Consider the following 19,707-nt stretch of genomic DNA (forward strand, 5'->3'; position numbering starts at 1 on the left):
TCTGTTCGCGTGTCGACGACAGGCGCGCGACGTCAGAGCCCGAAGGCGCTGCCGATGATGTCGCCAAGCGTTGCGTTCGTTTGCGCGGAGCGCCGGGAGGGGCTGTCCTGGCCACGCGACTTGGCCGCAACCGACGCAGGGCTGAAGCTCGGCTCGACCGGTGCCAAGTGATTGCGGCCCTTCTTGATTTTCGACCATTGGCCGTCGAGCGCCAGGGTCACCCGCTTTTCGTGGCCGTAGACGTCGTTGAAGGTTTTCAATTTGCCCTCGTCACTGACCCAGGCGGTGAAATAGACGAGGTGGATCGGGATTTCCTTCGTGATCGGAACCTCGTTGTTGAGCGGCCCCGAACGGTCGAGCTCAGCGACCTTGGCTGAGTCCCAGCCCTTGTCTTCCTTCAGGACCATTTCGGCGAGCTGCATCGGGTTTTGCACGCGCAGACAGCCGTGGCTCAGCGTGCGTTGCGCCGGGCGGAACATCCATTTGTCGGGCGTGTCGTGCATGAAGATCGTGTGCTGGCTCGGGAACGAAAACTTGACGCGGCCGAGGACGCTCTTCGGGCCGGGCGGCTGGAGAACGATGAAGTTGCGAATATCGGTCGATGCCCAATCGTATTGGCGCCAGTCGACGCGGCGACCGTCCTTGGTTTGGAGCTGCAGTCCATACTGGCGCATGAGCCCGCCGCCGCGAATGAGGCTTGGCCACAACTCGTTGACCATGATGCTTTCCGGGACGCGCCATGCCGGACGCAGCACGACGTATTTCAGAGGCCGCGAGAAAATCGTCGATTTCTTGTCGATCTCGCCAGCAACGATCTTGGCGGAGCGGACGATTTCGCCGTCCTTGTAGACGTACTGCATGAACTCGGGGATGTTGTTCAGCACATAGAAGTCGCCCATGTCGGGCCACATCCAGCGCCACATCTCCATGTTGGCGCGAAGGCGTTTGGCGGCGGGGCTGAGCTTCGCCAGGTTGCCGTCAGCGGGCAGCATCGTCACGTAGAGCTTGCGCAGCTTTTCAAATTGCGGCTGCTGCGGATGAAGGCCGCGAAGGTAAGCGTCCGGTTCGCGCGAGTCCGCCAGAGCTTTGATGACGGTCGCGGGTTCGATCCACTGCGGGCGGCGATCAAATTCGGTCGTCAGCATTTCGGCGGGATCGGGAATGCGTCCGCCACGTGCGAAGCGTGCATATTGCAGGGCCGCGGTCGAATACTGGATCTCGGCGTCAGCGAGCATGTCGGTGTCGGTCGCAGTCAATGCACCGTTTTCGAGTTTCGGAAGTTTGAAGGCGCTGGCGTCGAGGCCGTAGGCATTGGCGTTTTCGATTTCGGTGATCAGCGCTTTGGTTTCAGGCTTCAGGCCGGACGCGGTGACCCAAAGTCCTTCCCGGTGCCGCGCCGCGTAAAACTCGGTGAGCGCCGCCTGATCCATTTTTTCGCGCTCGTCGTCGGAAGCCTTCGTGGCCGCGAGCTTCGAACGCGTGACGCCGAGCACCGGATCGTCCGGCGTTGCCGTTGGCGCGGCAGCGGTCTCAGGAGCCGGGGTTGCTTCAGGGTTTGCTTCAGGCTGTGCAGCCGTTGCTTGAGCCGGAGCTTCGCTCGGCGACGGGTCCGCGAAAGCGGGCTGGATCATCGCCAAGGCCGCGATCGCGCCGAATAGACTACCTTTGAAGTTCCCCATAGCCCCGTCCCGATAGGTCACGCGCACACCGGCGTTTCTTACGGTTTCCGCCGCGCATGCCGTGGCGGGCGCCCGAATCTTTCCCCTGGACGCATTTGTCCAGGAAAATCCTGACCATGCAAAGGCGAAGGTTTGATGGCGCGCTTTACGGGCGCTTTTGGCCCTTCGGGTGTAGCAAATCGGGCCGCCGGGCGGCCGTCAATTTCTCAGACTGATCCTGCCGCCACGCCTCGACTTTCTTGTGATCGCCGGACAGCAGGATGTCTGGAATGGCGCGGCCCTGCCAGTCGCGCGGTTTCGTGAACTGGGGATATTCGAGCAGGCCGGTCTCGAAGCTCTCGCTGGCGAGGCTTTCGCTGGCGCCGAGGACGCCCGGAAGCAAGCGGACGCAGGCTTCGATCAGGACCATGGCCGCGACCTCGCCGCCCGCGAGCACGTAATCGCCGATCGAGACTTCCTTCAGCCCTTTCGCGGCGATGACGCGCTCGTCGATGCCTTCGAACCGTCCGGCGAGCAACTTCACTCCCGGGCCTTCGGCAAGACTGCGCGCCAGGCTTTGCGTCAGCGGCGTTCCGCGCGGCGACAGGTAGATCATCGGCGCATCGGGCGAGAGCGTTGCCGCGTGATCGAGCGCGGGGCCGAGCACGTCGGCGCGCAGGACCATCCCGGCGCCGCCGCCTGCGGGTGTGTCATCAACCTGACGATGCTTGCCGAGACCGAAATCGCGAATCTGGATCGTGTCGAGCGACCAGATGCCAGCGTCGCGCGCTTGCGCGGCGAGCGAAACGCCGAGCGGTCCCGGAAATGCTTCGGGGAACAGCGTCAGCACAAGCGCGCGCCACGGCGGACGTCCATCGCCGGAAGGGAAGTGGGGCATCGCATTGCTCTCGCGTGAAGCGGTCATCCCAAGCAGAATGCCCAGGATGACTCAAAAGGTCAGACGCCTTCGACGACGACGATGTCGAGTTTGCCTGCGCCCTGGCGAAGGGCTTTGGCTTCGGCGTATTCGGGTGACGTCGCATAGCCGTGGGCGTGCTCGTAGCTCGGGAATTCGAGAACGACGTTGCGCGACGTGCCATTGCCTTCGACGATCTCGTGGCGGCCGCCGCGCACGATCGGCTTGCCCTCGTACTTGTCGAGCGCGATTTTCGATTTCGCGACGTAGGCGGCCCATTTGTCAGGGTCGGTTACGGTGGCGTGGGCGATGACGTATCCCTTCGGCATTGCGGTCTTCCTGCTATCTGATGTTCGAATGCCGTGGCATAGCCGGTGCGAGGCGGCTTCGGCAACCCGTGAGGAAAAAGAAGGGAAACCGCGGCGGCTCAGGGGGTGAGCAGCGGTTGCACCGCGCCGAGGCTGGCGTCGCTGCTCTGGCGGGGCGGACGGCTGATGGTCGCCGTTGTCGAGCCCCAGCTCAAGCTCGTGAAAAAGCCGCCGATGCTCGAGCTTTCCTCCGCCGCTTTCATTTTCTTGCCCTGGGCTTCGAGGCTCGGATCGTTCTTGGCGAGGCGCTTGGACATGCGCGGCGACAAGGGTGCGAGGCGCTTGCCGATCAGCGCCGGGCACGCGGCATTCGGGTCCATGCCGACCGGCGTCAGCGAATTGACGACATAGCGCCTGGCGCACATGCCGATCTTCGGCGGCTCTCGCGTTTCGCCGAAATCATCATAGGCCTGTTTGAGCGGCGCCCAGGTGTCGCGCGCGGGATTGTCGGAGTGACGCTTGATGTTGGCGGCGGTCATGCGGAACGGGAACACGTGCACCGGAACGGACAGTTCACCCGCCGCGAGGGCATCGCGCACGAAAGCGTAGATCTCTTCGATCAGTTTGTCCGACATGGCGAAGCAGCCGACGCTGCGGCAATCCCCATGCACCATGATGTAGGCGCCGGTTCGTCCAAGGGCGCGATCGAGTGCGTTCGGATAGCCGATGTTGAAGGCGAGATGATATTTGCTGTCGGGTTTCATTCCGCTGGGTGTGGCCGCGTAGAATCCTTCGGGCGACATGCGATCGCCCTGCGTCTGCTTCGGGCCGAGGGTGCCGCCCCAGTTGCAGATCGGGAAAGTTTTGACGAGTGCGTAGCGGCCGTTCGGGCGCGCCTTCCAGACTTCGAGTTCCGACTCTTCCTTGAAGACGCGAATATAGACGGGCGCTTCCGGCACGATGTCCTTCATCAGGAGCGCGGCTTCGGTGGTGGCAGGAAGAGGTTTTGCGGCGGCGGGTTCCTCGGCGCGTGCCGTAGGGAGCGCTGGCAGCGCACTCAGCAAAAACAAAACTGCAGCGAGCCAATCCGCGCGCTTTCTTGTACGCCGCAACATCTGCCGTGAACCCCGCGTGACCTGTTCCCCGGACTAGCGCTTTAGCCTAGCCCCACAGACGGTTAACGCTTGGTAAATTGCGAGTGTGCGCTGGGCGTGGTCAGAGCTTGGCGAGGATGTGGCAGGCGCCTGTTAGCGGTCGTGTCGATGCCTGCGCGTCATGCGTTGGCGATACGGGCCAGGAAGGCTTCGGCGGCGGCTTTTGGATCTTTCGCAGCGTTGATCGGGCGGCCGACGACGATGTGATTGGCGCCGTCGCGGATTGCTTCTTCCGGTATCGTGATGCGCGCTTGATCGCCCGTATCGCCACCAGGGAGGCGAATCCCGGGCGTAACAATCAGGAATTCTGGCGAGGTCTTGGCGCGGATGGCGGCCGCCTCCTGCCCGGAGGCGATGACGCCATCGACGCCGGCGTTATGGGCGATACGCGCGCGGCTCAGCACCAGGGCGCCGGGCGTCAGCGGAATGCCCTGCTCATCGAGGTCGCTTTGATCGAGGCTCGTCAGGACGGTTACAGCGAGAATTTTCAGCTGCGAGTCGCCGCGTCCGCGTGCTGCAGCTTGCAGGGTTTTCGTATCCGGCCCGTGAACGGTGATGAAGTCGACGCCGAGTGCGGCGGCCGAGGCGACGGCTCGCTCAACAGTGTTGCCGATGTCGAGGAATTTCAGATCGAGGAAAACGCGTTTGCCTTCCTGCTTCAACTCACTCGCGAGCGACAGGCCGTCGGAAAAGACAAGCTCGAGCCCAATCTTGTAGAAACTCACCGTATCGCCGAGACGATTCACGAGCGCCCGCGCCGCATTGTAAGAAGGAAGATCGAGGGCGACGATCAGTTTGTCTTTGGGGTTCGTCATCGGCGTTATCCGTGCAAAACGCGGGCGGCGCGCGCGAGCTTCTGAATGACTGTTTTCAGTTGCTCCTGCTGATCCTTGTTTTTCAGGTGCCCGTGCTCGTCGTAGGCGTCGATCGCGCGCGGTAGGAGGAACTGTTCGGGAAGCACCAGCGCGCCGATGCCGGTCTCCAGAACCAGACGAAGCTGTGACAGGCCACGCAAGCCGCCCATGCCGCCGGGCGACGCGGAGCCGAGCGCAAACACACGCGTGCGATAGACTTCCATCGGCGCTTCGCTTTCGTCGCGGATATGGCTCACCCAGTCGATCGCGTTCTTCAGAAGCGGCGTGAACGAGGCGTTGTACTCGGGGCTGAAAATAAAAACGCCGGTGTGCGCCTTCATCAGGTTTTTCAATTTGTGGGCGTTCTCGGGCTGGCCCGCGCTCGCTTCGATGTCGCCGTCGTAGAGCGGCATCGGATAATCGGCGAGGTCGGCGAATGTCGAAGCGATGTTGTTCGCTTCGGCGATCTGGGCCGCGAGGCGCGCCAAGCGTTTATTGTGCGAGTTCTTGCGAGCGCTGCCCGCGAAGAAGAGCAGGCGTGGATCGGACTTGGTCGATGCTGTCATGGAGAGTGAAATTGTCCGTGTCGGATTGGCGGTCGGTCGGGCGGACCCTAGCCGAGGCAATGGGGATTAGGGAATGGGATTAGTGGAAAGGGGTTATAGCAGAGTTCGCGGCTCGGCTCAGCTGCTCTTGCCCTCGAAGAATTCCTTAACGCGGGAGAAGAAGCCAGCGCTTTCGGGGCTCGTTTCCTTGTGGCTCGCGCGTTCGAACTCTTCGAGCAGTTCGCGCTGGCGGCGCGTGAGGTTCTTCGGCGTTTCGACGTCGACCTCGATGTACATATCGCCGGTAACCTTGGCGCGAAGAACCGGCATGCCCTTGCCGCGGAGACGGAACTGCTTGCGGCTTTCGGTGCCTTCCGGAACTTTGACACGCGTGGTCGTGCCCTCGAGCGTCGGAACCTCGATCTGGCCGCCGAGTGCGGCCGTCGTCATCGAGATTGGCACCTTGCAGAAGATGTCCGCGCCGTCGCGCTGGAAGAACTCGTGCGGCTTGATGGATAGGAAAATGTAGAGATCGCCGGGTGTGCCGCCGCGAAGTCCCGCTTCGCCTTCACCGGCCAAGCGGATGCGGGTGCCGTCCTCGACGCCGGCGGGAATGTTGACGGAGAGCGTGCGCTCCTTCTGCACGCGACCGGCGCCGCCGCAATCCGCACAGGGATCGTCGATCATCTCACCGCGACCCTGGCAGGCCGGGCAAGTGCGCTCGATCGTGAAGAAGCCTTGGCTGGCGCGGACTTTTCCCATGCCGCCGCAAGTCGTGCAGGCCTTCGGCTTGGTGCCGGGCTTGGCGCCGCTTCCGGAGCACGTTTCGCATTTGACGCTGGCCGGAACGCGGATCTGAGCGGTCTTGCCGGCGAAAGCTTCGCTCAGCGTAATTTCGAGGTTGTAGCGAAGGTCGGCGCCTGCTTCGCGCCCTGTCCGTCCACCGCGGCCCTGGCCGCCGGCGCGCCGTCCACCCATGAATTCGCCGAAGAGATCGTCGAAAATGTCGGACATCGAGGAGGCAAAGTCGGGCCCAAATCCTGCCGGTCCGCCGCGGCCCATTCCGCCTTCAAAGGCTGCATGTCCGAACTGATCGTAGGCGGCGCGCTTTTGCGGATCCTTAAGCGCTTCGTAGGCTTCGTTCACTTCCTTGAAGCGGCGCTCGGCCTCTTTGTCGCCGGCGTTGCGGTCGGGATGGAATTCCTTCGCGAGATTACGGTACGCGGATTTGACCTCTTGTTCCGTGGCGTTTCGTTTGACGCTCAGAACCTCATAGTAGTCCCGCTTGGCCATGGTTTTATTGTTCTGTGACCTGTTGGCAAAAAAGGGCTGCCTGAGCCCCTAAAATATAAACACTATATTCGTTCGCCCTCGACCCAGCAGCGGCACCCTATGCAGGGATTTCCACTGTGTGTCGAGGGCGATGAGAGTGCGATCGACCGTTAGGCCGATTTCTTCCTGTCGTCTTTGACTTCCTCGAAATCCGCGTCGACGACGTCATCGCCGCCAGCGGATTTCTCAGCGGACGGCTCCTCGCCTTCGACGCCGGCCGCACCGCCCTTGGCTGTGTAGACGGCTTCGCCGATCTTCATCGCGACCTGCGTCAGCGCCGTGGTTGCGGAGCGGATGGCTTCACCGTCCTCGCCCGCGATCGCAGTCTTGGCGGCTGCAATGGCGCTTTCGATGTCGCCCTTGATCGAAGCCACGGCCGGGATCGACTCGTTTTCGGCGAGCGATTTCTCGGTGCCGTGGATGAGGGCCTCGGCCTGGTTGCGAAGCTCGACGAGCTCGCGGCGCTGTTTGTCTTCGGCCGCGTGCGCTTCGGCGTCCTTCACCATCTTGTCGATGTCGGCGTCGGACAAACCGCCCGATGCCTGGATGCGGATCGACTGTTCCTTGCCGGTCGCCTTGTCCTTGGCGGAGACGTGGACGATGCCGTTGGCGTCGATGTCGAACGTCACCTCGATCTGGGGCACGCCGCGCGGAGCCGGCGGGATGCCGAGAAGATCGAACTGGCCGAGCATCTTGTTGTCGGCAGCCATTTCGCGTTCGCCTTGGAACACGCGGATGGTGACGGCGTTCTGTCCGTCTTCCGCCGTCGAGAACGTCTGGCCCTTCTTGGTCGGGATCGTCGTGTTGCGATCGATCAGGCGCGTGAACACGCCGCCGAGCGTCTCGATGCCAAGCGATAGCGGGGTGACGTCGAGCAACAGGACGTCCTTGACTTCGCCTTTCAGGACGCCGCCCTGGATCGCGGCGCCGACAGCCACGACTTCGTCGGGGTTGACGCCCTTATGCGGTTCCTTGCCGAAGAGCTGTTTGACGACTTCCTGGACCTTGGGCATGCGCGTCATGCCGCCGACGAGAACGACTTCGTCGACCTCGGCCGCTTTCAAGCCAGCATCCTTCAAGGCCTTCTCGCAAGGGCCCTTGGTGCGGTTGATCAGCGTCTCGACCAGGCTTTCGAGCTTGGCGCGCGTCAGCTTCATCGTCAGATGCTTCGGACCCGACGCATCGGCCGTGATGAACGGCAGGTTGATTTCAGTCTGCGGCGCGCTCGACAGCTCAATCTTGGCTTTTTCGGACGCTTCCTTGAGGCGCTGCAAAGCGAGCTTGTCGGAGCGGAGATCGATGCCCTGCTCCTTCTTGAACTCGTCGGCCAGGTAGCTGACCAGGACCATGTCGAAGTCTTCGCCGCCGAGGTGCGTGTCACCGTTCGTCGACTTCACTTCGAAGACGCCGTCGCCGATTTCGAGGATCGAGACGTCGAATGTGCCGCCGCCGAGGTCGTAGACCGCAATGGTTTTGGCTTCTTTTTTCTTGTCGAGGCCATAGGCGAGCGCGGCTGCCGTCGGCTCGTTGATGATGCGCAGAACTTCAAGCCCGGCGATCTTTCCAGCGTCCTTCGTGGCCTGGCGCTGAGCGTCGTTGAAGTACGCCGGGACGGTGATGACGGCCTGCGTGACTTTCTCGCCGAGCTTGGCTTCGGCGGTTTCCTTCATCTTCTGAAGGATGAAAGCGGAAATCTGCTGTGGCGAATACTGCTTGCCGTGGCTCTCGACCCAGGCGTCGCCGTTGGTGCCTTTAACGATGTTGAACGGGACCAGCTTCAGGTCCTTCTGGACCTCCGGGTCGTCAAAACGGCGGCCGATCAAACGCTTGATGGCGAAGAAGGTGTTGGTGGGGTTCGTCACAGCCTGACGCTTGGCCGGCAAGCCGACGAGACGTTCGTCGTCGGCCGTAAATGAAACAATGGATGGCGTCGTATTCGCGCCCTCGGAATTCTCCAGAACCTTCGGCTTTCCGCCCTCCATCACGGAGACGCACGAGTTGGTCGTGCCGAGGTCGATCCCGATAACTTTAGACATTCTCGTCAATCCTTCTGAGTTGCGGCAGACCGGGTGGACCCTGTTTGGCATCCAACGTGCCCGCCCACGAGGGGCTCAAAGCACCGGTCCCCAGGATTTCAATGGTGTGACCGACGGTTATATAAGGAGCTGTTTTTCGCGTGCAACGGTTCAACCGCGCAACCGCACATCAACTTTAAAGCCACCGGGTCGCGAATTACCAGCACAAACCTTTTCCTCAAACACGTTCGATTTTGGGCCATTCTGCCGGAAATGATTTGATCCAAAACGCCGCTGCAAGGGTACGAAATCCTACGGATCTCGTCAGGCCGGGCTCTGCGCAAAGTCGTCACAGGAGCACGATCAAGCAGCCGAAGGTGGTTCGTTCGCGTCCTGTTTCGCGATCTTCGGACCGCCCTTTGAGACGACGACCATCGCCGGTCGCAGGCAGCGGTCGTCGATCAAATAGCCGACCTGGAAGACCTGAAGCACGGTGCCGTTCGGAACGTCAGGGTTCTCCTGCTCCATAACCGCCTGATGGTGATGGGGATTGAAGGGCTGGCCGACGGGATCGACCACGGCAATGCCGTGCCGTTCGAGGGCGCCGCGATAATCGCGTTCGGCGAGAACGACGCCGTCAAGCAAAGCTCCCAAGGCAGGATCGCCTTCAAGGGCGTCTTTCGGAACGGCGGCGATGGCGCGCTGGAAATTGTCGCCGACCGTCAGAATGTCCTTGGCGAATTTCGAGATTGCGTATTTCGCCGTTTCCTCTTTCTCCCTCTCGAGGCGGCGGCGTACGTTTTCGGTCTCGGCGACAGCACGCAGATACGCGTCCTGCTTGGCCGCGAGTTCAGCGGATTTGTTGTCGATCTCGCCCTGCAGAGCAGCGACCATCGCTTTGAGCTGTTCCGGCGTCACCTCGCCGTGCTCGGGCGCGGCGTCCGCGGTGGGTTCGTCAACCGGCTTGTTCTCGTCGCTCATGTTTCTCTTCGCTTGGGATTGATGGGAACCCGATGCGCACACGAACGGGTCCCGGGATATCGGCCGCTATGGCCGAAAAATCAAGGCGGTCGTGAACCGCAGTAGGTGCTTGCGCTCAATGAACCCTTAAGGAATGAGGCGGCTGACCAGCTTGGCCGTGTAATCGACCATGGGAATGATGCGGGCATAATTGAGACGGGTCGGACCGATGACACCCAAAACGCCGACCACATGACGGGTGTCGTCGCGGAACGGCGCGACGATCAACGACGATCCCGACAACGAGAACAATTTGTTCTCCGAGCCGATGAAAATGCGTACGCCGTCGGCCCTGTCGGACGCGCCGAGCAGCTCGACGATGTCCTGTTTCGCCTCGAAGGCATCGAAAAGCTGACGGATGCGCTCGAGATCCTCGGCTGCGGTCACGTCTTTCAGCAGATTGCTCTGGCCGCGGACGATCAGGCTTTTGCGGTCATCGGAGACGCCGGACCATTCCGCGAGACCGGCCGTGATGACCTTTTGCGCCAACTGGTCGAGTTCGGCCTTTGCCACATGGAGCGATTTTTCAAGCTCGATCTTGGCCTCGGCGAGCGTCATGCCGCGGACGTGGGTGTTCAGATAGTTGGAGGCTTCCTGCAACGCGGAGGGGGGAAGACCCTCGGGCAGCGCGATGATGCGGTTTTCGACGTTCTGGTCTTCATCGACGAGAACGGCGAGGCCACGTCCGGGCTCGAGCGGAACGAATTCGATGTGGCGCAGGCGCGCGACCTGCTTTTCGGCGAGCACGATGCCCGCGCAGTGCGAAAGGCCGGAGATCAACTCGCTGGCTTCGCTCAGCAACTGGTCGACGGACTTGTCGCGGCGGTAGGCGATCTGCGTCTCGATCTGACGGCGCTCTTCCGGCGTCACGTCCCCAACCTCGAGCAGGCCGTCGACGAACAGCCGCAATCCAAGCTGCGTCGGCAATCGTCCGGCGGAGGTGTGCGGCGACACGATGAGCCCAAGCTGCTCCAGGTCCGACATGACGTTTCGGATGGAGGCAGGTGACAGGGCTATCGGCAGGGCACGCGAGAGGTTGCGCGAGCCGACGGGCTCGCCGGTCGCCAGATAGCTCTCGACAATGCGCCGCAGGATTGTGCGCGAGCGCTCGTTAAGCTTCTGAAGAGGGCTTTTGCCGTCCAGCAGGGCTGCGGTCACGGTCTGATCGTCGATTTTCATGACTTCAGAGTCTAGGAAGACCAACGGCTTCCGTCAAATCGGCTTGCAGGGTTTCGGGCTTTAGGGTTGAAGGGCGGGGACGACTTCTTTAGCCTCCAGCAAAATTTCAAGGTTTTCAGGAACAATATGCGACCCTCCAAACGCAAGCCCGATGAGCTGCGCCGCGTTTCCATCGAGCGTGCAGTGTCTAAACATGCCGAAGGTTCTTGTCTGATCAAATTCGGCGACACGCATGTGCTCTGCACGGCCAGTCTCGAAGAGCGGTTGCCGCAATGGCTGAAAGGTCAAGGCCGGGGCTGGGTCACGGCTGAGTATTCGATGCTCCCGCGCTCGACGCACGAGCGGACGCGCCGTGAAGTGACGAGCGGGCATCCCTCGGGGCGGACGCAGGAAATCCAGAGGCTCGTGGGGCGGGCGCTGCGTGCCGTCGTCGATCTGCCGAAGCTCGGCGAGCGCCAGATCACGGTCGACTGCGACGTCATCCAGGCCGATGGCGGAACGCGCACGGCGTCGATCACCGGGGCCTGGGTCGCGCTGCACGATTGCATCCAGTGGATGAAAATGCGCGACATGGTGAAGGACGGCGTCCTGCGCGACCATGTCGCCGCCGTGTCATGCGGGCTTTATAAAGGCGCGCCGGTACTCGATCTCGACTATGCCGAGGACAGCAACGCGGACGCGGATTCCAACTTTGTCATGACGGGCACGGGCGGGATCGTCGAAATCCAGGGAACGGCGGAGACGACGCCGTTCACGGAAGAGCGTTTCGGAGACCTGCTGGCGCTCGCTAAAAAGGGTATCGGCGAACTCGTTCAACTGCAGAAGCTGACGGTCGCGTAAAAGCAAACGCTCGGGTGGAACGAGCATGTTCGGAGACTTCGCACTCGTGGCGGCAGCCATGTTCGCCGGAGCAGCGCTTTATATCAGCGTTGCCGAGCATCCGGCGCGCATGGACCTCGACGACGCTCCGGCTCTCGCGCACTGGCACGTCGCCTATCCGCGCGGCGCGATGATGCAGGCGACGCTGGCGCTCATTGGTTCCGTGCTCGGTCTTCTCGAATGGCTCGTCACAGGCAATGCTCTGTGGTTGCTCGGAGCGCTCGTGCTGTTCGCCAACTGGCCTTATACGTTCATCTCGATCATGCCGACGAACCGGGCGCTCAAGGCGACGGTTGTCGATCAGGCAGGGCCAGCGTCGCGAGCGTTGCTTGAAAAGTGGGGGCGGCTACATGCGGTGCGGACTGGGCTCGGCTTACTCAGCGCTGGGATTTTCTTATGGGTGCTGATCTGAGCGTACCGTCTCCGTCTCTCTCAATTCTCGAAACGGTCCTTTATGCGCACGATCTGGTCGCGATCGAGGACTTCTATCGGCGTGTGCTGGGACTCGAGCCTTTCGCCGTCGTCCCCGGCCGCCATGTTTTCTATCGTTGTGGAGAGCAGATGCTTTTGATCTTCAATCCGGACGCGACACGTCATCCTCCGAAGCCCGGAGCGCTGCCGGTGCCGCCGCATGGCATGGAAGGTCAAGGTCACGTCTGTTTTCGCGTGTCGGCCGAAGCCCTCGACGCGTGGCGAGCGAAACTTCCAAGGCTTGGGATTGAGATCGAAGCGGACTTCGAATGGCCGAAGGGCGGGCATTCGATCTACTTCCGCGATCCGGTGGGCAATTGCCTCGAACTGGCCGAAGCGCGCATCTGGGGGCTTTCATGATGCGGCGCCTGACGAACGGGTCGAAGCTTGTCGTCGCGAGCCACAACCCCGGCAAGGTTTGGGAGATCAACCAGCTTCTCGCGCCTTACGGTCTCAACGCCGTTTCCGCGGGCGATCTCAACCTTTCCGAGCCCGAAGAAACCGAGACGACGTTCGCAGGCAACGCGCGTCTCAAGGCGTTGGCCGCTGCGGAAGGGTCGGGGCTGCCGTCGCTTGCGGATGACTCAGGTCTCGAAATCGATTGCCTCGATGGGGCGCCTGGAATCTATTCGGCGCGCTGGGCGGGTCCGGGCAAGGATTTCGGCGTCGCGATGAAGAAGGTGGCCGACGAAATCAGCGCACGCAATGCTTGGGGGCCGCCTCACCCGAAAGCAAATTTCATTTCCGTTTTGTGCCTTGCATGGCCCGACGGCGAGACGCAGATTTTCGAAGGCAAGGTCTTCGGCCATCTCGTTTGGCCGGCGCGCGGCGGAAATGGCTTCGGCTACGATCCGATCTTCGTAGCGGACGGCGAGAGCAAGACGTTCGGCGAAATGGAGCCAGCCGAGAAATATGCAATTTCGCATCGGACGCGCGCGTTCGCCGTTTTCCGGGCAGCCATGCTGGACCATCTCACGCCGATCGAAGCAGGCGATATCTTGGCGCGCGGCCGCGATGTTGCGGCGCTGTCAGCGGCGGCCGCCAGTCTTTCGACGCGACTTGAAGCGGCGTCTTTTGTTGAGCGCCTGAAGGACGATCTCGGAACAAACGAAGCAGAGTGGGCGAACGCAACGCTTACGGATTATCTCGAAGCATTGTCGGCGCGGCTGAAGGATGCGTCCGCGACGGATGAACCGGCGTGGCGGCAGTTGGCGAAAGCGATGCTGGCAGCGAGTCAGAGCAATCGATGACCCATGCGCCGACAGCTTCTGTGTTCTCCCCCATCCCAGACCCCTCTCCGCAAGGGGGAGGGGAGAAGAGCGGGCATGCGGAGCAATCCTTTCCCGCGAGGGAGAGGGGAGAAGCGGAAGGCGCTTTTCGTAATGCGGAACCGGGCGGCGTGCGGTCCAACTTTCATGGCAGAGGTGGCGAGGGTGCTCGCGTCGTCGCATCGCCATTCGGCGTTTATTTGCATTGGCCGTTCTGCGCGCAGAAATGTCCGTATTGCGATTTCAATAGTCATGTGCGGTTCGGCGGCTGGGACGAAGCGCGATTTCTTGCAGCCTACATTCGCGAGATCGACGCGACTGCGGACCTGATCGGTGCGCGGACCGTTTCGAGCATCTTCTTCGGCGGCGGGACGCCGTCGCTCATGCAGCCAGCGACGACTGCTGCCATTCTCGATCATATCGCGAAGCGCTGGAGTATTGCGTCCGGAGCCGAGATCACGCTTGAAGCCAATCCGAACAGCGTCGAGGCAGCGCGTTTTCGCGGCTTTCGTGATGCCGGAATCAATCGTGTGTCGATCGGCGTGCAATCGTTGCGGGACGACGAGCTGCGCAAGCTCGGGCGCATTCACAGCGTCGCGGAAGCGAAGGCGGCGCTCGATGTCGCGCGCTCGACGTTCGAGCGTTTTTCATTTGATCTGATCTACGCGCGCCCAAAGCAGACGGCTGATGCGTGGCGCGCGGAATTGACGGAAGCATTAGATTTAGCGGGCGATCACTTGTCGCTCTATCAGCTGACGATTGAGCCGGACACGGCTTACGCGGCGCTACATGCGAAAGGCAAGCTCGTCATTCCCGACGACGACGCGGCGCGGGCGCTTTATGAAATTACGGATGAACTCACGGCAGCGCGCGGTCTCGCCGCTTACGAAGTTTCAAATTATGCGCGGCCGGGATCAGAGAGCCGGCACAATCTGCTGTATTGGCGCTATGGTGAATATGCCGGTATCGGTGCAGGCGCGCACGGCCGGATCATCGTCGCAGGTCAGCGCTCCGCGACGGTGACCGAACGCAACCCCGAAGCGTGGGCCGATCGGGTCGAAGCCTCGGGCACGGGTGTTGTCGAGACGACCGCGTTGACGCTCGACGAGCAGGCCGACGAAATGCTGCTGATGGGGTTGCGGTTGAGCGAAGGCGTCGATCTCGATCAGCTTGCGGCGCTTGGCGGCGTCCGGCCTGCGGCGCAGGTCATTGGCGGTCTCATGGCGATGGGGCTTCTCGATGCCGTCGGCGTGCCCAAGGCGGCGCAGTCCGGCGCTGAAACTTCGCCGGTCGATGACGGCGACATCATTCGGGGCTGCGCCGGGCCAGGGCTTGCGCCGGACGCGTTTGCCGTCCAGGCAACGGTGCCGGAGCGCATTCGTGTGACGCGCGCCGGGCGGCTCGTGCTTAACGCCGTTGTTGCCGAGCTTTCAAAAGGCTTCGTCCCGGCTGCCGCATAGACAATTCTTCGGACGCCATTTAAGCACGCCGGATGCTTCGGGGACTTTACGATTGGACGATGCGGAAGGCGGCGAGCGATAAGGCTCCGGCGGCGCTCGCGGGCGTGTCGTTCGTCGAAAGCTCGTTTTTCCCCATCCCGCCCGACATCATGCTGATCCCGATGATCCTCAGCCGGCGCGAGAAGGCGTGGTGGTATGCCACGATCGCGACCGTCGCGTCGGTGCTCGGGGGGCTTCTCGGCTACGCGATCGGCTATTTTCTTTATGACTCGGTCGGCCTGCCCATCCTGAAGTTCTACGGGCGGGAGCACGCGCTCGATAGCTTTATGGCGTTCGTGCGCGACTACGGTGTGCCGGCCGTGATCATCAAGGGCATGACGCCGATCCCCTATAAGGTCGTGACGATCGCGGCGGGCGTCGGCCATATGGATCTGCTGTCGTTCATTGGCGCGAGTATCCTGGCGCGGGCGATGCGTTTCTTCCTGGTTGCCGGGCTATTATACTTCGCGGGCGAGCCGATCCGGGCATTCATCGAGACGCGGCTGACGCTGGTGCTGACGGTCTTTTTCGTTCTGCTGGTCGGCGGGTTTGTCGCAGTCAGGTATATCTTCTAGGCGGAGCACGTCGCATGGCGCTTACCGGACAAGGCGAACGCGGGGTCGACTACCGCTACGGCGCCGTGGCACTGTTCCTGACGACAGGAGCCATTCTGGCGGCGCTCGGTTTCCAATATATCGGCGGGTATGTGCCGTGCATGCTCTGCCTGATCGAGCGCTACGCCTACTATGCTGCCGTCCCCGTTCTTTTCGTTGCCCTCGCCCTGACGTCCGGCAGCTATCGCGGCTTCGCGGCGCTGTTGTTCTTTCTCGTGGCTCTGGCCTTCCTCGCGAACGCTGGGCTCGGCATCTATCATGCTGGCGCGGAATGGAAATTCTGGCCCGGGCCGGTGACGTGCGGGGGCGGGGAGTCGCTCACCACCTCGGCCGGAAGCCTGCTCAACGACATCCAGGGCATCAAGGTCATGAAATGCGATGAGGCGTCGTTCCGCTTCCTCGGCATTTCATTCGCGGGCTGGAACGTCGTGTCTTCGCTGCTGATCATGGCGCTGGCCCTGCGCGCCGGGCTTGCCGCGAACGCCCGCCGCCGGTAGCGGCTGCGCAAAGCACCCTTGGACGTTGTCCACAATTCTTGCATCGCACGAAAACGTTGATTTCGTTGCATGCTCGATACTGTCAATCGAATATCATCGCACTGACAGAATGGCGCCTTCGCGTTGCCTGAATGTGACGGCTATTCTCTCTTCGTTCGCGGAACACAAGCTCGTTGAACACTCTTTGAACACTGGCCCGGTTGGCCACGTTTCTAGCGTCGAGGGAGTTTTCAGTGGCGTTCGAGTTGCGTCTTTCGGGATCGGTTCCCGAGCTGCCTGCCCTCGGTGGTCCTTCCGAGTGCGTTCGCGTCCCGTCTTTGAGTACGCGTTGCGTTGTTGCGTATCGTAAGCGTCTGTTGCGTAGCGTTGTGTCTGAGTGCGGACGGACGCCGAAAGAAGTTCTGTCCGGAACCTTCAAAAAACTAAGGCGAACCGCTTCGACAAAATCGTCGATGCGTATGTCCCGGCGGTTCGCCCGCACATGCCCTCGCGGCCCGTTACCGGGTGCTGGTTTTCGTGCGGTGTCGGAAGACGGTGATTGGCGTCCGGTTGGAGATATTGCGCGCGACATTCTGAGACGGGCTCAAGAGTCCTCGGCGAATTCGTCAGCGCGTTGAGTTTGAGTTTGATAGTGGCGTTCCGTGTCGGTGTGTGTGTGTCGTTGTTTGCGTTCGTCGAAACAAGATTTGGAAGGCAGCCAGCTTTCCCAATGAGCTGGCAGACACACGGAGCGTGATCGAGTTAGCCCTCAATCGAGACATCACCTGACAAGGTTTCGCGTAGTGGTGTCATAGCGCTCTGTGTGTCTGCCGCCTGCCTGGGAACACACAAGGCCCGGTCCAAGTTCCTTTTACTGTGAAGTTTTATGCGGAGCTGTAACATGACCCCCTCGGTTCCTGATTATCTCAATCCTATTCAATGGCATCAGGCCGTCGCCGTTAGCCGTCAGGAGTGCGCGCGCATCTTTCGCGATGGTGGCGCGCCGCAGGATGCGCTCGTGGCGTTCGGACTGAACGCGACAGATGTTGGGAGTTGGGAGCGCGCCGTCGATCTCATCGCGACGGAGATCTGCGCGCGGCCGATGCAGCGCGCGGCGTAATCCGTGATGCGAGACGCCGTCTAAGGCTCGAGCTCGGTGTCCCAGTAGAGATAGTCGAGCCAGCTTTGGTGCAAATAATTGGGCGGAAAAAGCCGCCCATTTCTATGCAGTTCGAACACTGTCGGCCGGTTCGGCTCGTGCGCCGGAAACATCCCGGCGACCTTCGGCATCATGCCGCCCTTCTTCAGATTGCAGGGCGCGCAGGCGGTGACGACGTTGTCCCAGCGGGTCTGGCCGCCCCTCGAGCGTGGAATGAGATGATCGAACGTCAGGTCGCTGTTATCGCCGCAATACTGGCAGGTGAAACGATCGCGCAGGAACACGTTGAAGCGCGTAAACGCGGGATAGAGCGCGGGCTTTACATACGTCTTGAGTGAAACGACGCTTGGCAGCTTCAGCTCAAACGACGGGCTTCTGACATAACGCTCGTATTCGGAAACGATGTTGACCCGATCGAGAAACACGGCTTTCACCGTGTCCTGCCAGCTCCACAGCGACAACGGATAGTAGCTGAGCGGCCGGAAATCGGCGTTCAGGACCAGAGCCGGACAATTATCCGGAATTGTCGCGTGAGCATTCACGGTTGCCATCAACCTCGCGGTTTTTGATCCGTCGAATCGCGTCTGCCTCGTCAAGGCGCCGGGATACTAGCCGCGCATATCAGTTCTGTGAAGCATCCGATCCTATGTGGGTTCGAGCCGGGATTTTTGCCGTATTTTAGGGGCTTGCGCGGTCATATGACGCGTCGATTGCCGAATGTTCCCCGCAGAGTAGCGACGAGGCGCCCGCGCAATCCTCCAAATAGTTTTTAGTCGCAGGTGCGAGCGGGTCACCAAGTCGACACTCTTCCCCGACAATTTTGCTGGCGTCCGCAAGCGCGTAGTTTGCGATTTCAAGCGGGCGGCGGCTTGCGTAGAGGGACCTTGCAAGTGGATGTGTTCGGGAAGCTGGCGCCGTTCGTGTCGGCGATTGCGGTTTTGTTTGTGTTTGCTGCTGCGTATTGGCGGCGCGAGGCACGGTCAGTCCTGCTTTCCGCGCGGCGCTCAGCCGGAAGGGCGGATGGGCGATGACGTCGACCACACGATTTGCACCGTCGCCCAATGGCCTTTTGCATCTCGGGCACGCGCTTTCGGCCATCGTTGCGCACGATACGGCGCGTCTGAACGGCGGACGGTTTCTGCTGCGGATCGAAGATATCGATCTCGAACGAAGGCGGCCGGAGTTCGTCGCCGCGATCTTTGATGATCTGCGCTGGCTTGGCCTTGCCTGGGAAGAGCCCGTCCTTGTCCAGTCCGAGCATTTCAACGAATACCTTGCGGCGGCGGACAAGCTGATCGGGATGGGACTTCTCTATCCCTGTTTCGCGACGCGCGGCGAGATCGCGGCGGCCGCCGATCCGGAAAAAACCGATCCCGATGGCGCGCCTCAATATCCGGGGCTTTGGAAGGGAACTTCGGGTGAGCAGATCGGTGCGCGCATGGCTGCGGGCGACACGCCGGCGCTCCGTCTCAATATGGATGCGGCACTGAAAGTGCTGCACGCCAAGCGCGGCGACAAACCGCTGACGTTCACCGAGATCGGTGAGGACGGCACGGCGCAGACGATCGCCGCGGAGCCGCATCGCTGGGGCGACACCATCATCGTCCGCAAGGACGTTCCGGCGAGCTATCATCTTTCGGTGGTGGTCGACGATGCACGCCAGGGCGTCACGCACGTCACGCGCGGCCGCGATCTCTTCGCGGCAACCGATCTGCAACGGCTCTTGCAGGAGCTTTTGGATTTGCCTGAGCCGCTCTATTCGCATCACCGCGTGATTTGCTGGGCGGATGGACGAAAACTGTCGAAATCAAATCAGGATATGGGATTGCGCGTCTTGCGGGACGAAGGCGCGACGCCCGCCGATATCCGGAAGGTCATTGGCCTCGCGTGACCGACATTTGATTCGGTGGCGGATATACTCGATTAAATCGTTGTGTCGCGGGCTGCTTTTTGAGCCTGGCAACTGGCCCTTAAGCCGAGGTCTGTTTATTGGCCGATTGAGCCGTGAAAAGCGGAGATTAAATCCGCTCGCCAAGGGAAAGGCTGCAAATCGGCTTTATCCTGATCGCTGTATTATTGGGTTCATTCGATAATCGGCCAATTTCCGTCGCTAAAAATAAATTGAAATAATGGCGACACCTATACTTGTGTATTTCTACAAATCACCTCAAATTTTAACGGCCCGCTTATATTTCCCCTGCATTCTGGTGATCATGCTCTATACATCGATAAAGCGGTTTGTCGGAGATTCGGCCCTCTTATCGGGGTTTTTGGCGTGGGTTCTCGGTGCGCGCCGAATTTGGCCGATCGCGAAACCGCAAAATGCCGATAATGCCCGGTATGTCGAACCGCGCCGGATG

20 protein-coding genes and 1 pseudogene are annotated in these 19,707 nt (G+C 61.3%); 10 read left to right on the forward strand and 11 right to left on the reverse strand.

Features of this window, described 5'->3' with window-relative positions; all coding sequences use genetic code 11:
* Nucleotides 1-32: 32 nt before the first annotated feature.
* The 10 genes from WC026_RS08860 to hrcA form a co-directional block, all read right to left on the reverse strand.
* Complete coding sequence (locus WC026_RS08860; protein WP_372710509.1) at nt 33-1,679, reverse strand: L,D-transpeptidase family protein; 1,647 nt, start codon at nt 1,677-1,679, stop codon at nt 33-35.
* A gap of 145 nt (nt 1,680-1,824) precedes the next feature.
* Nucleotides 1,825-2,556: a tRNA (guanosine(37)-N1)-methyltransferase TrmD gene (trmD, locus tag WC026_RS08865; protein ID WP_372710510.1), complete on the reverse strand. Its 732-nt coding sequence runs from the start codon at nt 2,554-2,556 to the stop codon at nt 1,825-1,827.
* 59 nt (nt 2,557-2,615) lie between these two features.
* Nucleotides 2,616-2,903, reverse strand: a complete 288-nt coding sequence (locus WC026_RS08870) for a DUF1330 domain-containing protein (RefSeq protein ID WP_372710511.1) — start codon at nt 2,901-2,903, stop codon at nt 2,616-2,618.
* Nucleotides 2,904-3,001: 98 nt separating this feature from the next.
* The gene (locus WC026_RS08875) at nt 3,002-3,997 is read right to left on the reverse strand and encodes a murein L,D-transpeptidase family protein (RefSeq protein WP_372710512.1); all 996 of its coding nucleotides are present in this window, start codon (nt 3,995-3,997) and stop codon (nt 3,002-3,004) included.
* Nucleotides 3,998-4,155: 158 nt separating this feature from the next.
* Nucleotides 4,156-4,851: an orotidine-5'-phosphate decarboxylase gene (gene pyrF, locus WC026_RS08880; RefSeq protein ID WP_372710514.1), complete on the reverse strand. Its 696-nt coding sequence runs from the start codon at nt 4,849-4,851 to the stop codon at nt 4,156-4,158.
* A gap of 5 nt (nt 4,852-4,856) precedes the next feature.
* Nucleotides 4,857-5,456, reverse strand: a complete 600-nt coding sequence (locus WC026_RS08885; RefSeq protein ID WP_372710515.1) for an NADPH-dependent FMN reductase — start codon at nt 5,454-5,456, stop codon at nt 4,857-4,859.
* Nucleotides 5,457-5,573: 117 nt separating this feature from the next.
* Nucleotides 5,574-6,728 carry a molecular chaperone DnaJ gene (gene dnaJ, locus WC026_RS08890; RefSeq protein ID WP_372710516.1) on the reverse strand — a complete coding sequence of 385 codons (1,155 nt, stop codon included), beginning with the start codon at nt 6,726-6,728 and terminating at the stop codon, nt 5,574-5,576.
* Between the two features lie 149 nt (nt 6,729-6,877).
* Nucleotides 6,878-8,803: a molecular chaperone DnaK gene (dnaK, locus tag WC026_RS08895; protein ID WP_372710517.1), complete on the reverse strand. Its 1,926-nt coding sequence runs from the start codon at nt 8,801-8,803 to the stop codon at nt 6,878-6,880.
* Between the two features lie 342 nt (nt 8,804-9,145).
* Complete coding sequence (gene grpE / locus WC026_RS08900) at nt 9,146-9,805, reverse strand: nucleotide exchange factor GrpE (RefSeq protein WP_372710518.1); 660 nt, start codon at nt 9,803-9,805, stop codon at nt 9,146-9,148.
* Nucleotides 9,806-9,889: 84 nt separating this feature from the next.
* Nucleotides 9,890-10,981 carry a heat-inducible transcriptional repressor HrcA gene (gene hrcA, locus WC026_RS08905; protein WP_372710519.1) on the reverse strand — a complete coding sequence of 364 codons (1,092 nt, stop codon included), beginning with the start codon at nt 10,979-10,981 and terminating at the stop codon, nt 9,890-9,892.
* Nucleotides 10,982-11,107: 126 nt separating this feature from the next.
* Between hrcA and rph the strand changes: the two genes are divergently transcribed.
* From rph to WC026_RS08945, 8 genes are all read left to right on the forward strand, one after another.
* Nucleotides 11,108-11,821, forward strand: coding sequence for a ribonuclease PH (gene rph, locus WC026_RS08910; RefSeq protein WP_372710520.1), 714 nt, complete (start codon nt 11,108-11,110; stop codon nt 11,819-11,821).
* 25 nt (nt 11,822-11,846) lie between these two features.
* The gene (locus WC026_RS08915; protein ID WP_372710522.1) at nt 11,847-12,272 is read left to right on the forward strand and encodes a DUF1772 domain-containing protein; all 426 of its coding nucleotides are present in this window, start codon (nt 11,847-11,849) and stop codon (nt 12,270-12,272) included.
* Nucleotides 12,257-12,691 (forward strand): VOC family protein, encoded by a 435-nt coding sequence (locus tag WC026_RS08920; RefSeq protein ID WP_372710524.1) that lies wholly within the window; start codon nt 12,257-12,259, stop codon nt 12,689-12,691. Before WC026_RS08915 ends, WC026_RS08920 begins: the two co-directional genes overlap by 16 nt.
* Nucleotides 12,688-13,581, forward strand: a complete 894-nt coding sequence (rdgB, locus tag WC026_RS08925) for an RdgB/HAM1 family non-canonical purine NTP pyrophosphatase (RefSeq protein ID WP_372710525.1) — start codon at nt 12,688-12,690, stop codon at nt 13,579-13,581. The genes WC026_RS08920 and rdgB overlap by 4 nt, the downstream gene beginning before the upstream one ends.
* 149 nt (nt 13,582-13,730) lie before the next feature.
* Nucleotides 13,731-15,059 carry a radical SAM family heme chaperone HemW gene (gene hemW / locus WC026_RS08930; RefSeq protein ID WP_372710527.1) on the forward strand — a complete coding sequence of 443 codons (1,329 nt, stop codon included), beginning with the start codon at nt 13,731-13,733 and terminating at the stop codon, nt 15,057-15,059.
* 32 nt (nt 15,060-15,091) lie between these two features.
* A complete protein-coding gene (locus WC026_RS08935; RefSeq protein ID WP_372710529.1) occupies nt 15,092-15,673 on the forward strand; it encodes a YqaA family protein in 582 nt (193 codons plus the stop codon).
* Between the two features lie 14 nt (nt 15,674-15,687).
* A complete protein-coding gene (locus tag WC026_RS08940; protein ID WP_372710530.1) occupies nt 15,688-16,209 on the forward strand; it encodes a disulfide bond formation protein B in 522 nt (173 codons plus the stop codon).
* Between the two features lie 880 nt (nt 16,210-17,089).
* Nucleotides 17,090-17,308: a hypothetical protein gene (locus WC026_RS08945; RefSeq protein ID WP_372710531.1), complete on the forward strand. Its 219-nt coding sequence runs from the start codon at nt 17,090-17,092 to the stop codon at nt 17,306-17,308.
* Nucleotides 17,309-17,328: 20 nt separating this feature from the next.
* Here the strand turns inward: WC026_RS08945 and WC026_RS08950 are convergent, their stop codons facing one another.
* Entirely contained in the window at nt 17,329-17,898 is a 570-nt protein-coding gene (locus WC026_RS08950; protein WP_372710532.1) for an HNH endonuclease, read from the reverse strand.
* Between the two features lie 476 nt (nt 17,899-18,374).
* On the opposite strand from WC026_RS08950, the gene gluQRS reads away from it, so the two are divergent.
* Together gluQRS and WC026_RS08960 are read left to right on the forward strand one after the other, a co-directional pair.
* A complete protein-coding gene (gene gluQRS, locus WC026_RS08955) occupies nt 18,375-19,238 on the forward strand; it encodes a tRNA glutamyl-Q(34) synthetase GluQRS (RefSeq protein WP_372710533.1) in 864 nt (287 codons plus the stop codon).
* A 256-nt stretch (nt 19,239-19,494) separates the two neighbouring features.
* A pseudogene (locus WC026_RS08960) lies at nt 19,495-19,707 on the forward strand (hypothetical protein); the annotation flags it as partial.

Origin of the sequence: Hyphomicrobium sp. (genome assembly GCF_041674905.1) — a bacterium.
In the GTDB taxonomy this organism is placed as follows: Bacteria; Pseudomonadota; Alphaproteobacteria; order Rhizobiales; family Hyphomicrobiaceae; genus Hyphomicrobium_B.

What these genes read in the sequence shown, in the direction of transcription:
- WC026_RS08860 (WP_372710509.1), bottom strand. Translation starts at nt 1,679, where the DNA reads ATGGGGAACTTCAAAGGTAGTCTATTCGGCGCGATCGCGGCCTTGGCG.
- trmD (WP_372710510.1), bottom strand. Translation starts at nt 2,556, where the DNA reads ATGCCCCACTTCCCTTCCGGCGATGGACGTCCGCCGTGGCGCGCGCTT.
- WC026_RS08870 (WP_372710511.1), bottom strand. Translation starts at nt 2,903, where the DNA reads ATGCCGAAGGGATACGTCATCGCCCACGCCACCGTAACCGACCCTGAC.
- WC026_RS08875 (WP_372710512.1), bottom strand. Translation starts at nt 3,997, where the DNA reads ATGTTGCGGCGTACAAGAAAGCGCGCGGATTGGCTCGCTGCAGTTTTG.
- pyrF (WP_372710514.1), bottom strand. Translation starts at nt 4,851, where the DNA reads ATGACGAACCCCAAAGACAAACTGATCGTCGCCCTCGATCTTCCTTCT.
- WC026_RS08885 (WP_372710515.1), bottom strand. Translation starts at nt 5,456, where the DNA reads ATGACAGCATCGACCAAGTCCGATCCACGCCTGCTCTTCTTCGCGGGC.
- dnaJ (WP_372710516.1), bottom strand. Translation starts at nt 6,728, where the DNA reads ATGGCCAAGCGGGACTACTATGAGGTTCTGAGCGTCAAACGAAACGCC.
- dnaK (WP_372710517.1), bottom strand. Translation starts at nt 8,803, where the DNA reads ATGTCTAAAGTTATCGGGATCGACCTCGGCACGACCAACTCGTGCGTC.
- hrcA (WP_372710519.1), bottom strand. Translation starts at nt 10,981, where the DNA reads ATGAAAATCGACGATCAGACCGTGACCGCAGCCCTGCTGGACGGCAAA.
- rph (WP_372710520.1), top strand. Translation starts at nt 11,108, where the DNA reads ATGCGACCCTCCAAACGCAAGCCCGATGAGCTGCGCCGCGTTTCCATC.
- WC026_RS08915 (WP_372710522.1), top strand. Translation starts at nt 11,847, where the DNA reads ATGTTCGGAGACTTCGCACTCGTGGCGGCAGCCATGTTCGCCGGAGCA.
- WC026_RS08920 (WP_372710524.1), top strand. Translation starts at nt 12,257, where the DNA reads ATGGGTGCTGATCTGAGCGTACCGTCTCCGTCTCTCTCAATTCTCGAA.
- rdgB (WP_372710525.1), top strand. Translation starts at nt 12,688, where the DNA reads ATGATGCGGCGCCTGACGAACGGGTCGAAGCTTGTCGTCGCGAGCCAC.
- WC026_RS08935 (WP_372710529.1), top strand. Translation starts at nt 15,092, where the DNA reads ATGCTTCGGGGACTTTACGATTGGACGATGCGGAAGGCGGCGAGCGAT.
- WC026_RS08940 (WP_372710530.1), top strand. Translation starts at nt 15,688, where the DNA reads ATGGCGCTTACCGGACAAGGCGAACGCGGGGTCGACTACCGCTACGGC.
- WC026_RS08945 (WP_372710531.1), top strand. Translation starts at nt 17,090, where the DNA reads ATGACCCCCTCGGTTCCTGATTATCTCAATCCTATTCAATGGCATCAG.
- WC026_RS08950 (WP_372710532.1), bottom strand. Translation starts at nt 17,898, where the DNA reads ATGGCAACCGTGAATGCTCACGCGACAATTCCGGATAATTGTCCGGCT.
- gluQRS (WP_372710533.1), top strand. Translation starts at nt 18,375, where the DNA reads ATGACGTCGACCACACGATTTGCACCGTCGCCCAATGGCCTTTTGCAT.